Genomic DNA, 14,314 nt, shown 5'->3' with positions numbered 1-14,314 from the left:
GCGCTCCGCTCTTCGCGCAAGCGCTCATCGGCCGCCCTCGCTGCGGAACATCGACCCACGCCGCACCACGAACGGGCCGAGGGCGAGCAGGTCCACCGGCGCGGACCCGAAACACTCCAGCGCGTCCCGGGGGTCGTCGACCATCGGCCGCCCCGCGGTGTTGAGGCTCGTGTTCACGACCACCGGCAGTCCGGTCCGGCGCTCGAACCCGCGGAGCATCGCGGCCACCCGCGGCTCGGTGGCCGGGTCGACCGTCTGGATCCGCGCGGTGCCGTCGACGTGGACGACCGCCGGAATGCGGTCCCGCCACTCGGGCTTCGTGTCGTGCACGAACAGCATGTAGGGGCTGGGGAACGGACCGCTGGTGAAGATCTCCCCGGCCCGGTCGGAGAGCACCATCGGAGCGACCGGACGGAACTGCTCCCGGCCCTTGACGTCGTTGAGCCGCTCCAGGTTGCCGGAGTGGCCGGGGTGGGCCATCAGCGAGCGGTGGCCCAGCGCCCGCGGACCGAACTCGGCTCGGCCCTGAAACCACGCGACGATCTGGTTGGCGGCGAGCGCTTCGGCGACCGCTTCGGCGACGTCGTCCGGGCGCTCGTACGGGACGCCGGCGGTCTTGAGCCACGCCTCCAGCTCCGCGTCCGACCAGCCGCGACCGAGGTCGGCGCCGGGCATCGGCTCCGGGTCGGCGCCGTGCATCGCGGACAGGTAGACGGCGGCGCCCAGCGCGGTCCCGGCGTCACCGGCGGCCGGCTGCACCCAGACCCGGGAGAACGGCCCTTCGCGGGCGATCCGGGAGTTCGCGACGCAGTTCAGCGCGGTGCCGCCCGCCATCGTGAGCAGTTCGTCGCCGGTCTGGCCGTGCAGCCAGCGCGCCAGGTCGAGCAGCACTTCCTCGAGGACGAGCTGCGCCGAGGACGCCACGTCCGCGTGGTGCTGGGTCCAAGCCTCGTCGGCGCGGCGCGGCGGGCAGAACTCGGTCCAGTCGATGCCGGTGGTCCGGAAGCCGCCGTCCTCCGTGGCGTAGACGCGGCGCCGTAGCTCAGCGGCGATCCGCGGCGATCCGTAGGAGGCCAGCGCCATCACCTTGTACTCGTCGGACGAGCGCAGGAAGCCGAGGTGGGCGGTGAGGTCCTCGTAGAACAGTCCGAGCGAGTGCGGCAGTCGCTGGGACGCCAGCGTCTGCAGCTCGTTGCCCACCCGCCGACCGGCCAGATGCGACGTCGACTCACCGCGGCCGTCCAGCACCAGCACCGATCCGGTGGCGGCGTCCGGCGCGGCGTAGGCGGCGGACGCGGCGTGCGCGACGTGGTGCCGGACGAATCGGACCTTCGACGGGTCGAGACCGGGCAGCGCCTCGGCGAGGAAGCCAGGGGCCTCCCGCGCGTACATCTGGCGCAGGTGGTCCCACGGGTCGTGCAGACCGAGCGCGTCGGCGGGTTCGGCGAGCGCGGGATCGTAGGCGTAACCGACGAGGTCCACATCCCTCGGACGCAGGCCGGCCTGGGCGAGGCACCAGGCGGCGGCTTGCTCGGGAACCTCCCATGCGGAGAACGGCACCGGACGCTTGCCGTGTTTGCGCCGGGAGAACCGCTCCTCCTCGGCGGCGGCCACGATTCGTCCGTCCACTACGAGGCACGCGGACGGGTCGTGGAACAGAGCGTTGATCCCGAGTACACGCATCGTGGGAACCCTTTCGCCGCCAGTACTGCCTGCTGCGAACGGGACCCGGCCGGAGCGGCTCACACCCAACCCGGCGGCCCCATCCGCACCGTGCCAAGTACCCGCTCGGCGAGGGATAAACGTCGGGTTCCTCACGGGTGCGGCGATTCAACTGTCAGGCGTACGAACGGACGCTGTTGCTCTCGGCTGCGTCCGATAACTCTTAGGCGGTGTCGCGCTGGTTGCGCAGGAGCGCGAGGAACGTCTCGAAGACGGCAGGCATGTCGACGGCGTCCGGCTCCAGGAGCCACTGGATCTGCAGGCCGTCCATCAGGGCGACGAGCGTGGTGGCGGTCGCGTCCGGGTCGAGGTCACCCGGGACTTCGCCGGCCTGCTGCGCCTCCGCCACGGCTCGCCGCAGCAGCCCGCGCAGCGAGCGGTAGCGCTCGGCGAAATGCTCGTGCGCCGGGTGCCCCTCCGCGACGGCCTCCCCGGCGAGCGTCGTGTAGAGCTGCACGAGCCCCGGCACGGTCGTGTTGTAGCGGACCTGCTCGGTGATCCGGTGGAGCGCGACCCGCTCGTCCTGGACGTGCATCCGCGCCATGTCCTCGGCGTCGCGGGCGGCGATGACCTCGGCGAGCAGGTGCTCCTTGGACGCGAAGTGGTGCAGCAGCCCCGCTTGGCTCAGCCCGACCCGGTCGGCGATCTCCTTGAGCGACCCACCCCGGTACCCGGACTCGGCGAACACCCGTACCGCCTCGCGCAGGATCTCGGCCCGTTTCGCGCGGCCCTTGGAGTAGCTACCCCGAGGCCGGCGCCGTCCGGCCGGCTCCGCCTCTCCCGGAGGAGGGGCCCCTGGATCGACGTCTACCGGTTGATTCACCACATCGACACGCTAGTCCGGGACGTCTCTCCTAGAATAGAAACCTATCGGTCAGTCGGTTTTCGCCGCGGCCGACCCACCGCAGAGGAGCGGTCCATGGCCTTGGACCCGACAGCGTTGTCGGCGCAGACTGAGCCCACAGCGCGCCCCGGCACACCGCTCGGGCGCTTCGGCGTGACGATGCCGCTCGCCGCGTTCGGCCTGAACCTCGCGCTGCTGACGCCGGTCGTCGTCACGCTCGCGCTCAAGGTCGAGGACGTCTCGCCGGCCACGAAGGAACGCGACTTAGGCATCATCCTCGGTATCGGGGCGTTCCTCGCGCTGGTCAGCAACCCGCTCGCCGGGCGGCTGTCCGACCGTACGGCGTCCCGCTTCGGCATGCGACGGCCGTGGCTGCTCGGCGGCAGCGTTCTCGGAGCCCTCGGCCTGGCGGTGATCGCCCTGGCGGACGGCGTGCTGCTGATCGGCGTCGGCTGGTGCGTGACCCAGGTGGCCTACAACGGGGCGCTCGCCGCCCTCTCGGCCACGCTGCCCGACCAGGTGCGCTCGGAACGTCGTGGCGCGGTGAGCGGCCTGGTCGGCATCACCACGCTGCTGAGCGTCGTCGCCGGGTCGCTGCTCGCGGCGGTGTTCGGTGGGGATGTCGGCCGGTTCCTGGTGCCCGCGGCGATCGCGCTGGTTCTCGTCGGCGTGTTCGTGGTGGTCCTGCGGGATCGGATGGCGTCCGGAACGCCGGCTCGGCTGGACCTCAGGGGTTTCCTCGGGTCGTTCGTCTTCGACCCGCGCCGCTACCCCGACTTCGGGTGGGCCTGGCTGACGCGGTTCACGTTCGTGTTCGCCGCCGCGACCGGCCTGACCTACCTGCCGTACTTCCTCAGCGACGAGCTGGGCATCCCGACCGACGAGGTCCCCGGCCGGGTGGCGGTGGCCACCGTCGCGGCGGCCGGTGCGACCGTGCTCGCCAGCGTGCTCGGCGGCTTCCTCTCCGACCGGATCGGCAGGCGCAAGCCGTTCGTCGTGGTCGCAGCGCTGGTCGCGATGGTCGGTCTGATCGTCGTCGCGTTGTCGGGGTCGTTCACCCAGCTGGTGATCGGTGAGGTCATCCTGGGGGTGGGGACGGGCTGCTTCTACGCGGTGGACCTCGCGTTGATCACCGAGGTCCTGCCCAGCGCGGACGACGTCGCCAAGGACCTCGGCGTCATCAACATGGCGAACGCGCTACCCCAGTCGTTGGCACCGGCGATCGCGCCGGTGTTCCTCGCGATCGGCGGCTACCCGCTGCTGTTCATCGCCGGAGCCGTCGTCGGGATCATCGGCGCGCTCCTCGTCACCAGAATCAGGAGTGTGGCATGAGCGAAGACCTCCTCGGCGAGCTGTCGTTGGAGCAGAAGGTCCGGCTGCTGACCGGCGAGGACTTCTGGTCGCTGTACCCGGAGCCCAGGATCGGCCTGCGGAAGATCCTGGTCTCCGACGGGCCGGCGGGCGTCCGTGGCACTAACTGGGACGAACGGGACCGCTCGGCCAACATTCCGTCGCCGACCGCGCTCGCCGCGTCCTGGGACGTTTCACTGGTGGAGCGCCTCGGCCGTTTACTGGCCGCCGAAGCGCGCCGGAAGAACGTCGACGTGCTGCTCGCACCGACCGTGAACCTGCACCGGTCGCCGCTGGGCGGGCGGCACTTCGAGGCGTATTCGGAGGACCCGCTGCTCTCCGCGGAGATCGGCGCGGCCTACGTCCGCGGCGTCCAGTCCGGCGGCGTCGCGGCGACCGTGAAGCACTTCGTCGCCAACGACAGCGAGACCGAGCGGATGACCTACGACGTCACCGTCGACGACCGGGCACTGCGGGAGGTGTACCTGGCGCCGTTCGAGCGCATCGTCGCCGAGGGCGTCTGGGCGGTGATGGCCGCCTACAACGCGGTGGCCGGGGCCACGATGACCGAGAGCCCGCTGCTGCGCGAGATCCTGCAGGAGGAGTGGGGCTTCGACGGCGTCGTCATGTCGGACTGGTTCGCCACCCGCAGCACCGTGGCGGCCGGCAACGCGGGCCTGGACCTGGCGATGCCCGGGCCCATCGGGCCGTGGGGCGACGCGCTGGTCGCCGCGGTCCGCAGCGGAGAGGTCGACGAGGCGCGGATCGACGACAAGGTGCGGCGCCTCCTCCGGCTGGCCGCCCGGGTGGGCGCGCTGGAGGGCGTCGAGCCGGTCGTGCCGCTCGTCGCGCCCGCGCCCGCGGCGGAGATCGCCGCGCTCGGCCGCGAGGCCGCGGCCTGCGGCATGGTGCTGGTGAAGAACTCCGGTGTGCTGCCGTTGTCGGCCGGGGCGCTGCGGAAGGTGGCCGTACTCGGCCCGAACGCCCTGCACGCGCGGACGATGGGCGGCGGGTCGGCGAGCGTCAGCCCGACCTACACGGTGACGCCGCTCGCGGGCCTGACCGCGGCGCTCGGCGAGGGTGTCGAGGTGGTCGCCGCGGAGGGGTGTTTCCCCACGACGTCGCTCGCGCCTGTGCCGTTGGAGCAGGTCACCGACCCGGCCGACGGCACGCCGGGGCTGCGCGTCCGTTTCGTCGACGAGACCGGCGCCACGCTCGCCGAGGAGCACCGGGAGAGCGCCCAGCTCACCTATCTGGGCAGCTTCGCCGGCGCCGACCCGGCGAAGGTCAGGGCGGTCGAGATCGCCACCCGGTACACCGCGTCGGCGGACGGCGAGCATCTCCTGGGCGCGGCCGGGGTGGGTCAGTTCCGGCTGACCGTCGACGGCCACGACGTCATCGACCAGGTCATCGACCCACCGGGCGGGGACCTGGTCGAGGCGATGATGAAGCCCGACCAGGCCTACGCGCCGGTCCGGCTCGCAGCCGGTGGATCGGTCGACGTCGTGCTGCGGCACGACCTGCCCGCCGGGAACACGTTCGCGGCCGCGATGCTCCGCCTGGTCGCACAGCCCCCGCGCCGCGCGGAGGACGACGAGCTCGCACACGCCGTCGCGCTGGCCGCCGAGGCCGACGCGGTCGTGCTCGCGGTCGGCACCAACGAGGAGGTCGAGAGCGAGGGTTACGACCGCGCCGGACTCGCGCTGCCCGGGCGGCAGGACGAACTGGTGCGCCGGGTACTGGCGGCCAACCCGAACACGGTCGTCGTGGTGAACTCCGGCGCGCCGGTCGTGCTGCCGTGGCTCGCTGAGGCGCCGGCGGTGCTGCTGTCGTGGTTCGCCGGGATGGAGACCGGGAACGCACTCGCCGACGTGTTGCTCGGCGTCGCGGAGCCGGGTGGACGGCTGCCCACTACCTGGCCGGCGTCGGAGAGCGACGTCCCGGTGTACTCGACGCAGCCGGTCGAGGGCGGGCTCACGTACGCCGAGTCGATCCACGTCGGGCACCGCGGATGGCTGCGCTCCGGCGCGGAGCCGGCGTTCTGGTTCGGGCACGGGCTGGGGTACACGACGTGGTCGTACGACTCCGCCGCGGTCGAGGGCGACGCCGTCGAGGTGACCGTGGCGAACACCGGCTCTCGCGAGGGTCGCGAGGTGGTGCAGGTGTACGCGTCCCGGCCGGAGAGCGCGGTCGACCGGCCGGCCCGGTGGCTCGTCGGGTTCGCCGTCGTGTCCGCGGCGTCCGGCGCGGCGGCGACGGTGCGGATCCCGCTGCCTGCGCGCGCGTTCGAGCACTGGTCCGGCGACGGGTGGGAGCGCGAGCCCGGGCCGTTCACCCTGCACGTCGGCCGCTCGGTCGCCGATACGCCGCTGACGCTGGAGGTCTGAGCCGTTCCACGCCGAAGTTGAGCGTCGTACGCTCAACTTCGGGGAATGAAACGCCCTGCCCCGGTGTCTTTGGGGCTGGACGTAGCTACGCGAGCGACGAGGAGCGGAAAGGTGGCCACCACCACGAGCGACTACTACGAGGTGCTGGGCGTCGACCGGTCGGCGAGCCAGGAGGACATCCAGCGCGCCTACCGCAAGCTGGCCCGTAAGTACCACCCGGACGTGAACTCCGACCCCGGTGCCGAGGACCAGTTCAAGCGGATCAACGAGGCCAACGAGGTGCTCTCGGATCCGGGGACGCGGGCCCGGTACGACCGGTTCTCGCCGCAGTTCGGCGACGACTGGCGGAAGGTCCCCGAGAACTTCGACCCGGGCGCGGCCGGGACGCCGTTTGGTGGTCAGCGGGTCCACTTCTCCACCGGGGGCGACGGTTTCGCCGCCGGCGGCTTCGAGGACCTGCTCGGTGGGTTGTTCGGGGGTGGGCGCTCCGGGTTCTTCGGGGGCGGTGGCATCGGCACGGTGCCCGGACCGGACGTCGAGGCGGAGCTGGAGCTGTCGGTCGAGGACGCTTACTCCGGTGGGCGGCGCAGCCTGACGATGGGGACCTCGTCGGGCGTCCGGACGGTCGACGTGAACATTCCGGCCGGGGTGGTCGACGGGCAGCGAATCCGGCTGGCCGGCCAGGGCGGCGACGGCCTCGGCGAGGGTGCGCCGCGCGGCGATCTGTACCTGGTCGTGCGATTGGCGCCGCACTCCCGGTACCGGGTGGACGGCCGCGACCTCACCGTGGAGTTGCCGGTGGCGCCGTGGGAAGCGGTGCTCGGCGCGAAGGCCGCGGTGGTGACGCCGGGTGGGCGCGTGGACGTGAAGGTGCCTGCTGGGTCGTCGTCCGGCCGCCGCCTCCGGCTGCGCGGACGCGGCCTGCCGAACCCGCGGGGTGGCGCCGGTGACCTCTACGCCGAGGTGCGCATCGTCGTGCCGGAGCACCTGACCGACGCCCAGCGCGCCGCGTGGCAGGCCCTCGCAGAGGCGCACGCACCCGCCGACCCGGCCGCCGCCTGAACCCGTCCCGCACGGCCCGCCCACGCGCGGGCCGCGCGGGCGTGGGCGCATTTCCCGAAAGGCAACCTCTCCGCGGCCCGTCCAGACGTTGCCTTCCCGAAAGCTGCGGCTTGCCAGGGCACGCGGCGGTTCTGTCCACCGGTTGGTGGACAGCCAGGTTCAGTCCGGTGGTCGTCCCTGGGCGGCGCGCGCGACGGGACGCTCGATACATGGCAGTCATCGAGGTAACCCAACTCCGTAAGTCCTATGGCGGGCACACCGCCGTCGACGGCATCGACCTGCGGGTCGAGCGCGGCGAGGTGTTCGGGCTACTCGGCCCGAACGGCGCCGGAAAGACCACGACCGTGGAGATCCTGGAGGGCCACCGGCGCCGGGACAGCGGCACGGTCCACGTCCTGGGCGACGACCCCGGTGCGGCCGGCCGCCGCTGGCGAGCACGCCTGGGCATCGTGCTGCAGAGCACCGCCGACGCCCCCGAGCTGACCGTCCGCGAACTCGTCCGGCACGTCGCCGGCTACTACCCGGCGCCGCGCGACCCGGACGCGGTGATCGCCCAGTGCGGCCTGGCGGAGAAAGCCGGTGCGAAGCTGCGCACGCTCTCCGGAGGTCAGCGTCGCCGCGTCGACGTGGCGCTCGGCATCGTCGGGGACCCCGAACTCCTCTTCCTCGACGAGCCCACCACCGGCTTCGACCCGGAAGCCAGGCGGCAGTTCTGGACGCTGATCCGCAGCCTCGCCGACGGCGGCACGACGATCATCCTGACCAGCCACTACCTGGACGAGGTCGAGGCGCTGGCCGGTCGGCTCGCGGTCCTGGTCGGCGGGCGCATCGTCGCCGAGGGAACACCGCAGGACATCGGCGGGCGCTCCGGCGAGTCCACGGTGACCTGGCGCGACTCGGACGGTCCGCACCGGCTGACCACCATCGACCCGACCGCGCTGGTGGCCTCGCTCAGCCGCCGCGACGACCCGAGCCTGAGCGAGCTGCGGATCGAACGTCGCAGCCTCGAAGACGTCTACCTCGACCTGATCGGAGAGGCCCGATGACCACCGTGACCGCCCCGCTGCCGTCGACCCTGCGACTCGGCCTCTCCCGTGGCTCCCTCGAGATCAAGCAGTTCTTCCGGGAGCGCGACGCGGTGATCTTCACGTTCACGCTGCCCGCGTTCATCCTGGTGATGCTCGGCTTCATCTTCGACGAGCCGCTGGCCGGATTCCCGGACGTGAGCGTCTCGCAGATCTTCGCCGCGAGCATGATCGCCTACGGCATCCTCTCGACCGCGTTCCTCAACGTCGGCACCGGCATCGTCACCGACCGCGAAGACGGCACGCTCAAGCGGCTGCACGGGACGCCGGCCACCGCCGGGGCGTACCTGATCGGCAAGATCGTCCTGGTCCTGGTCACCACGCTGGCCGAGATCGCGCTGCTGCTCGGCGTCGGCGCCCTGCTGTTCGACCTGCCGTTACCGCAGGACGCCGGTCGCTGGCTGACGTTCGGCTGGCTGTTCGCCTTGTCGGTGGTCGCCTGCACACTGTTCGGTGTCGCGGCGAGTGCGGTGGCCCGGTCGGCGAAGAGCGCGGCGGCGGTGCTCAACCTGCCGGTGATCGGGCTGATGTTCGTCTCCGGCGTCTTCGTCGACATCGCCTCGCTGCCGGATGCGATGGTGAAGGTGGCCTCGATCTTCCCGGTGAAGTGGATGGGCCAGGGGTTCCGGTCGGTGTTCCTGCCGGACGGCTTGGCAGCGCAGGAGGGGGCGGGGCAGTGGGAGCACGGCCGGATCGCGCTGGTACTCGGCGCCTGGTGCGTCGCCGGGCTGGTACTGGCGCTGGCGACGTTCCGCTGGACCGACCGGCGGACCCGGTGACGCCGACCGCCACCCCGACCGTAGCCCCGCCCGCCGGACCGGCCCCCACGGCCGGTCCGGCGGGCAGCGCCGCAGCGGCCACAGTGGCCACCGCGGCTGCGGCGTCGCGGCGGTGGCTGGGGTCCTGGGACGCCTACCTGACCGTGTGCCTGCTCGGTCTGAGCGTGCTGGTCTACGCCGACGACGAGGCGGACACGGCTCACCGGGTGGTGTCGGTGACCTGCCTCGCGTTGATTGCGCTGAGCTGGGGGCTGATCGGTCGCCGGCTCGCGCGGGACGACGATCTCGACCGCGAGCCGGACACCCCGGCGGCGATCGGCTACGTGACGGCGGTCGCCGTGCTGTTCGCGGCCGCGGTCACCGCGGACGGGCTCGCCTCGTTCGCGCTGTTCGCGGTCTGCCCGATCGCGTTCCTCTGCCTGCGACTGCGGACGTCGCTCGTGGCGGTCACCGTGTTCAACCTGACCCCGGTCCCGGTGCACGCACTGCAGGAGCGGTCGCTCGACCAACTCGGGCCGGACCTCGCGCTCGCGGCGCTCGGACTCGCGTTCACCGTGCTCATCGGGGTCTCGCTCGTCAACATCAGCAAGCAGAGCGCCGAGCGGGCCCAGCTCATCGACGAACTGGAGGCCCGCCGGGCCGAGGTCACGGCGCTCTCCCACGAGGCCGGCGCCGCGGCCGAGCGGACCCGGCTCGCCGCCGAGATCCACGACACGCTCGCCCAGGGCTTCACCAGCATCGTGACGCTCGTCCAGGCGGCGGAGTCGGAGCTGGACGCCGACCGGCCCGCCGCCGACCGGCACCTGGCGCTGGCCGTGCGGACCGCCCGTGAGAACCTCGCCGAGGCCAGGGCGATGGTCACCGTGCTGGCGCCGGCCGACCTGGGCGCCGGGACCCTCGCCGAGGTGGTGCGCAAGCAGGTGACACGGCTGGCGGAGGAGACCGGGGTGGAGACGAGCTGCGCGGTGGACGGCGTCCCTGCCGACCTGCCCACCCGGGCGCAGGTCGTCCTGGTCCGGGCGGTCCAGGAGTCGCTGACCAACGTCCGGAAGCACGCCTCGGCCTCGTCCGTCACCGTCGACCTGTGCGCGCATGCGGACGTGGTGACCCTGACCGTCGACGACGACGGTGTCGGGTTCGACCCGGCCGCGCACCCGTCCGGGTTCGGCTTACCGGGCATGCGGGCCCGGGTGGAGCAGCTCGGCGGCGTGCTGAGCGTCCGCTCCGCTCCGGGTGCGGGCACCACCGTGACCTGCGAGTTACCCCGATGATCACGGTGCTGCTCGTCGACGACCACCCGGTGGTCCGGGACGGCCTGCGCGGCATGCTCGCCGCCGAGCCCGACCTGGAGGTGGTGGGGGAGGCCGGATCGGGGCCGGAGGCGGTGGTGATGGTGCGCGCGCTGCGGCCGGACGTCGTCTTGATGGACCTGCGGATGCCGGGCGGGGACGGCGCGACCGCGACCGGCCGGATCCGCGCCGAGGTGCGGACGACGCACGTCGTCGTGCTCACCACCTACGACACGGACGCCGACATCCTGCGCGCCGTCGACGCCGGAGCCGCCGGTTACCTGCTCAAGGACGCCTCGCGGGCGGAGTTGACCGCGGCGGTCCGGGCGGCCAGCCGGGGAGAGACCGTGCTCGCGCCGTCGGTGGCCGGGCGGCTGGTGCGGCAGGTGCGCAACCCGGCACAGCAGCAGCTCTCCGCGCGCGAGATCGAGGTGCTGGGCCTGGTCGCGCAGGGCCACACGAACGCTGAGATCGGGCGGCGGCTGCACATCAGCGAGGCGACGGTGAAGACGCACCTGCTGCGGACGTTCACGAAGCTCGACGTCTCCGACCGCACGGCGGCCGTGACCACCGCGATGGCTCGCGGTCTCCTCTGACCGGCCGTGCGACCCCTGCGTCGGGCCGGTTCCCGCGCCGGGTGGCTCGCTCCGAGTAGCCGGAACACGGTGTGTTCTGTCGGAGGGACGGCCTACCGTCGGGGTATGTGCCGAAACATCACCGAGCTGCGCGGCCTCCAGCCGCCCGCCACCGAGGACGAGATCACCGCGGCAGCCGCTCAGTTCATCCGCAAGGTCACCGGTATCGGTAAGCCGAATCCGAGCGTCGCCCCGGCGATGGAGGAGGCGGTGCAGGAGATCGCCGCGATCACTCGGGCGCTGCTGGCCGGTCTGCCGCCGCGTCGGGGCGAGCCGGCCACGGTGCCGCCGCTGCGCCGCCCGGCGGTCCGTCAGCGCCTCGGCCTGACCCCGTTCGAGAGCTGAGCGTTACGCCGAGTGCGCCAGGCCGCGGCTGATCACCAGCCGCTGGATCTGGTTCGTGCCCTCGAAGATCTGCATGATCTTGGCTTCGCGCATGTACCGCTCGACCGGGAAGTCGCGGGTGTAGCCGTACCCGCCGAGCACCTGCACGGCGTCGGTGGTCACCTTCATCGCCGCATCGGTGGCGATCAGCTTCGCGACGCTCGCCTGGCGCGAGTACGGGCGGCCCGCGTCGCGGCGGCGGGCGGCGTCCAGGTAGGTCGCCCGGGCCGAGTCGACCGCGGCGGCCATGTCCGCGAGCAGGAACCCCAGGCCCTGGTGGTCGGCGATCTTGCGGCCGAACGTCGTCCGCTCGTTGGCGTAGTCGACCGCCGCGTCCAGCGCTGCCTGGGCGAGCCCGGTCGCGCAGGCGGCGATGCCCAGGCGGCCGGAGTCCAGCGCGCTGAACGCGATCTGCAGACCCTGTCCCTCGGCGCCGATCAACCGGTCCGCCTCGAGGATCGCGCCGTCCCAGTACGCGGCGGTGGTCGGGATCGCATGCAGGCCCATCTTCTGCTCCGGGCTGCCGAACGTGAGCCCCTCGACCGCACCCGGTGCGAACAGGCAGGAGATGCCCTTCGACCCAGGAGCCGTGCGGACGAACAGCGCGTACGCGTCGGCCTTGCCGCCGTGGGTGATCCAGGCCTTCGTGCCGGTGACCCGGTACCCGGCGTCGACCCGCTCCGCGCGGCAGGTCAGCGCCGCGGCGTCGGAGCCGGCCTGCGGCTCGGACAGGCTGTAGCCACCGATCAGGTCGCCGGCGAGCAACGCGGGGAGCCAGCGCTCCTGCTGCTCGGGCGTTCCGTAGGTGGCGAGCGGGTAGCAGGAGAGCCCGTGCACGCTGGTCGCCACCGCGACCGCGGCCCAGCGCGCGGCTAGCTCCTCCAGGACCTGCAGGTACACCTCGTAGGGCTGGCCGCCGCCGCCGAACTCCTCCGGGTACGGCAGCCCGAGCAGGCCGGCGTCGCCGAGCGTCCGGAACAGGCCCTCCGGGTAGGTCTCCGCGCGCTCGTGTGCGTCCACCCGCGGCGCGAGCTCCTTGTCGGCGATCGCCCGGGTGAGGTCGAGCAGGTCGGCAGCTTCCGGGCTGGGAAGCAAGCGGTCGACGGACATCGTGATCTCCTCGTTCGGTACCGCTAACGGTACTACAGAACCGTTAGTAGTAGCCGATAGCCGGGGTGGCACAATGCTCGTCCGTGACCCGAGCCCCCGTCCGTCGCGGCGCCGCCCGGCGTACCGAGCTGCTCGACGCGCTGGTCGAACTGCTGCTCGCCGAGGGGTTCGTGGCGTTCACGCTGGACGACCTGGCCGCCCGGCTGCACTGCTCCAAGCGGACGCTCTACGCGCTCGCGGGCAGCAAGGAGCAGCTGGTCCGGGCGGCCGTCGTGCACTTCTTCCGGGCCTCGACGGCCGCGGTCGAGGAGGCGATCGCGGAGGTCTCCGATCCGGCCGTGCGGATCGCCACCTACCTCTCGGCGGTCGCCGCGGCGCTGCGCCCGGCGTCGGCCGCGTTCATCGACGACGTGGCCGCGTTCGCCCCGGCGGCGGAGGTCTACGAGCGCAACACCCAGGCGGCAGCCCGCCGGATCCGGTCGTTCGTCGACGAGGGCGTGGCGGCCGGTGCGTTCCGCGACGTGCACACCGGGTTCGTCGCCGACGTCGTCGCGTCGACGATGGTGCGGATCCAGCAGCGCCAGGTGGCGGCGGCCACCGGCCTCTCCGACGCCGACGCCTACACCGAGCTGGCCGCGCTCGTCACGACCGGGCTGCTGCCGGACCGCTGAGCGTGGGTGCGTTCTCGTGACCCGGGGGTCGCGAGAACGCACCCACGCCCCGCAGATCAGCGGGTGAGCAGCGTGCGAATCGCCTTCACGACGTCGGCCGGGGCCTCCTCGGCCATGAAGTGGCCGCTGGACACCGTCCGGTGGTCCAGGTCCGGTGCCCACGCCCGCCACACCGCGGCGGCGTCGTACCCCAGCGCCGCGCCCCAGTCCTGCTGCAGCACGGCGACCGGCATCCGCAGCTGGTTGCCCGCCTCCTTGTCGGCGGTGTCGTGCGCGACGTCGATCGTCGCGGTGGCCCGGTAGTCGGCGACGATCGAGGGCACCGCCTCACGGGACGCGCGCAGGTACTCGGACCGGACGTCGGCCGGGATCGCGTCCGGGTTCTGCGCCCAGCCGTCGAGGAACGAGCCGAAGAACGCGTCCGGCACCGCGCCGATCATCTGCTCGGGCAGGCCGGGCGGCTGCGCCATCAGGTACAGGTGGTACCCGACCGCCGCGTTGACGCCGCGCAGCACGTCCCACATGTCGAGCGTCGGGAGCACGTCGAGTGAGGCGAGGTGGGTGACCGTCTCCGGGTGGTCGAGCCCGGCGCGGATCGCCACCAGCGCACCGCGGTCGTGACCGGCGAGCGCGAAGCGTTCGTGGCCGAACGCGGCGGCCAGCGCGACGATGTCGGCGGCCATCGTGCGCTTCGAGTAGGTGTCCGGCCCGCTCTCGGCCGGCTTGTCGCTGTCGCCGTAACCGCGCAGGTCCGGGAGGAGCACGGTGTGGTCGGCCGCGAGGTCAGCGGCGACGTGCCGCCACATCAGGTGGGTCTGCGGGAAGCCGTGCAGTAGCACGATCGGGCTGCCGGAGCCGGCCACGGCGACGTTCAGCGCGACGCCGTCGGCGACGGTCACCCGCTGGTAGTCGAATCCGGGGATGCGCATGGTGTGCCTCTCTGTTCGTCGGACAGTGCCTACCGTGCGCCCCCGCACTCAGCAGCCGGTCAGCACG

The 14,314-nt window shown here is 72.5% G+C and carries 13 protein-coding genes; 9 read left to right on the top strand and 4 right to left on the bottom strand.

From position 1 onward, the window contains the following. Positions 1 to 24: 24 nt before the first annotated feature. Together ABEB28_RS37610 and ABEB28_RS37605 are read right to left on the bottom strand one after the other, a co-directional pair. A complete protein-coding gene (locus tag ABEB28_RS37610; RefSeq protein ID WP_345733072.1) occupies positions 25 to 1,683 on the bottom strand; it encodes a carbamoyltransferase family protein in 1,659 nt (552 codons plus the stop codon). Positions 1,684 to 1,885: 202 nt separating this feature from the next. Beyond that, complete coding sequence (locus tag ABEB28_RS37605) at positions 1,886 to 2,545, bottom strand: TetR/AcrR family transcriptional regulator (protein ID WP_345733071.1); 660 nt, start codon at positions 2,543 to 2,545, stop codon at positions 1,886 to 1,888. A 96-nt stretch (positions 2,546 to 2,641) separates the two neighbouring features. Here ABEB28_RS37605 and ABEB28_RS37600 point away from each other — a divergent pair, with 96 nt between their 5' ends. The 8 genes from ABEB28_RS37600 (at position 2,642) to ABEB28_RS37565 (ending at position 11,498) form a co-directional block, all read left to right on the top strand. Then, a complete protein-coding gene (locus tag ABEB28_RS37600; protein WP_345733070.1) occupies positions 2,642 to 3,898 on the top strand; it encodes an MFS transporter in 1,257 nt (418 codons plus the stop codon). Continuing rightward, positions 3,895 to 6,303 (top strand): beta-glucosidase family protein, encoded by a 2,409-nt coding sequence (locus ABEB28_RS37595; RefSeq protein ID WP_345733069.1) that lies wholly within the window; start codon positions 3,895 to 3,897, stop codon positions 6,301 to 6,303. The genes ABEB28_RS37600 and ABEB28_RS37595 overlap by 4 nt, the downstream gene beginning before the upstream one ends. Positions 6,304 to 6,414: 111 nt before the next feature. After that, positions 6,415 to 7,365, top strand: coding sequence for a DnaJ C-terminal domain-containing protein (locus ABEB28_RS37590; protein WP_345733068.1), 951 nt, complete (start codon positions 6,415 to 6,417; stop codon positions 7,363 to 7,365). A gap of 209 nt (positions 7,366 to 7,574) precedes the next feature. Beyond that, a complete protein-coding gene (locus ABEB28_RS37585; protein ID WP_345733067.1) occupies positions 7,575 to 8,411 on the top strand; it encodes an ABC transporter ATP-binding protein in 837 nt (278 codons plus the stop codon). Next, the gene (locus ABEB28_RS37580) at positions 8,408 to 9,229 is read left to right on the top strand and encodes an ABC transporter permease (RefSeq protein WP_345733066.1); all 822 of its coding nucleotides are present in this window, start codon (positions 8,408 to 8,410) and stop codon (positions 9,227 to 9,229) included. Before ABEB28_RS37585 ends, ABEB28_RS37580 begins: the two co-directional genes overlap by 4 nt. Then, entirely contained in the window at positions 9,226 to 10,500 is a 1,275-nt protein-coding gene (locus tag ABEB28_RS37575; RefSeq protein WP_345733065.1) for a sensor histidine kinase, read from the top strand. Before ABEB28_RS37580 ends, ABEB28_RS37575 begins: the two co-directional genes overlap by 4 nt. Continuing rightward, the gene (locus tag ABEB28_RS37570) at positions 10,497 to 11,114 is read left to right on the top strand and encodes a response regulator (protein ID WP_345733064.1); all 618 of its coding nucleotides are present in this window, start codon (positions 10,497 to 10,499) and stop codon (positions 11,112 to 11,114) included. Before ABEB28_RS37575 ends, ABEB28_RS37570 begins: the two co-directional genes overlap by 4 nt. A 105-nt stretch (positions 11,115 to 11,219) precedes the next feature. Further along, positions 11,220 to 11,498, top strand: coding sequence for a DUF2277 domain-containing protein (locus ABEB28_RS37565; protein WP_345733063.1), 279 nt, complete (start codon positions 11,220 to 11,222; stop codon positions 11,496 to 11,498). Positions 11,499 to 11,501: 3 nt separating this feature from the next. Here the strand turns inward: ABEB28_RS37565 and ABEB28_RS37560 are convergent, their stop codons facing one another. Further along, a complete protein-coding gene (locus ABEB28_RS37560) occupies positions 11,502 to 12,647 on the bottom strand; it encodes an acyl-CoA dehydrogenase family protein (RefSeq protein WP_345733062.1) in 1,146 nt (381 codons plus the stop codon). A gap of 83 nt (positions 12,648 to 12,730) precedes the next feature. Between ABEB28_RS37560 and ABEB28_RS37555 the strand changes: the two genes are divergently transcribed. Then, the gene (locus tag ABEB28_RS37555; protein WP_345733061.1) at positions 12,731 to 13,318 is read left to right on the top strand and encodes a TetR/AcrR family transcriptional regulator; all 588 of its coding nucleotides are present in this window, start codon (positions 12,731 to 12,733) and stop codon (positions 13,316 to 13,318) included. 56 nt (positions 13,319 to 13,374) lie between these two features. On the opposite strand, the gene ABEB28_RS37550 is transcribed toward ABEB28_RS37555, so the two are convergent. After that, a complete protein-coding gene (locus tag ABEB28_RS37550) occupies positions 13,375 to 14,247 on the bottom strand; it encodes an alpha/beta fold hydrolase (RefSeq protein ID WP_345733060.1) in 873 nt (290 codons plus the stop codon). Positions 14,248 to 14,314: the final 67 nt, after the last annotated feature.

It is taken from the genome of Cryptosporangium minutisporangium (assembly GCF_039536245.1).
GTDB lineage: Bacteria > Actinomycetota > Actinomycetes > Mycobacteriales > Cryptosporangiaceae > Cryptosporangium > Cryptosporangium minutisporangium.
Note: the sequence above shows the minus strand (reverse complement) of the source record. Positions and strands in the feature narration are given on the sequence as shown.

What these genes read in the sequence shown, in the direction of transcription:
- ABEB28_RS37610 (WP_345733072.1), bottom strand. Translation starts at nt 1,683, where the DNA reads ATGCGTGTACTCGGGATCAACGCTCTGTTCCACGACCCGTCCGCGTGC.
- ABEB28_RS37600 (WP_345733070.1), top strand. Translation starts at nt 2,642, where the DNA reads ATGGCCTTGGACCCGACAGCGTTGTCGGCGCAGACTGAGCCCACAGCG.
- ABEB28_RS37595 (WP_345733069.1), top strand. Translation starts at nt 3,895, where the DNA reads ATGAGCGAAGACCTCCTCGGCGAGCTGTCGTTGGAGCAGAAGGTCCGG.
- ABEB28_RS37585 (WP_345733067.1), top strand. Translation starts at nt 7,575, where the DNA reads ATGGCAGTCATCGAGGTAACCCAACTCCGTAAGTCCTATGGCGGGCAC.
- ABEB28_RS37580 (WP_345733066.1), top strand. Translation starts at nt 8,408, where the DNA reads ATGACCACCGTGACCGCCCCGCTGCCGTCGACCCTGCGACTCGGCCTC.
- ABEB28_RS37570 (WP_345733064.1), top strand. Translation starts at nt 10,497, where the DNA reads ATGATCACGGTGCTGCTCGTCGACGACCACCCGGTGGTCCGGGACGGC.
- ABEB28_RS37565 (WP_345733063.1), top strand. Translation starts at nt 11,220, where the DNA reads ATGTGCCGAAACATCACCGAGCTGCGCGGCCTCCAGCCGCCCGCCACC.
- ABEB28_RS37560 (WP_345733062.1), bottom strand. Translation starts at nt 12,647, where the DNA reads ATGTCCGTCGACCGCTTGCTTCCCAGCCCGGAAGCTGCCGACCTGCTC.
- ABEB28_RS37550 (WP_345733060.1), bottom strand. Translation starts at nt 14,247, where the DNA reads ATGCGCATCCCCGGATTCGACTACCAGCGGGTGACCGTCGCCGACGGC.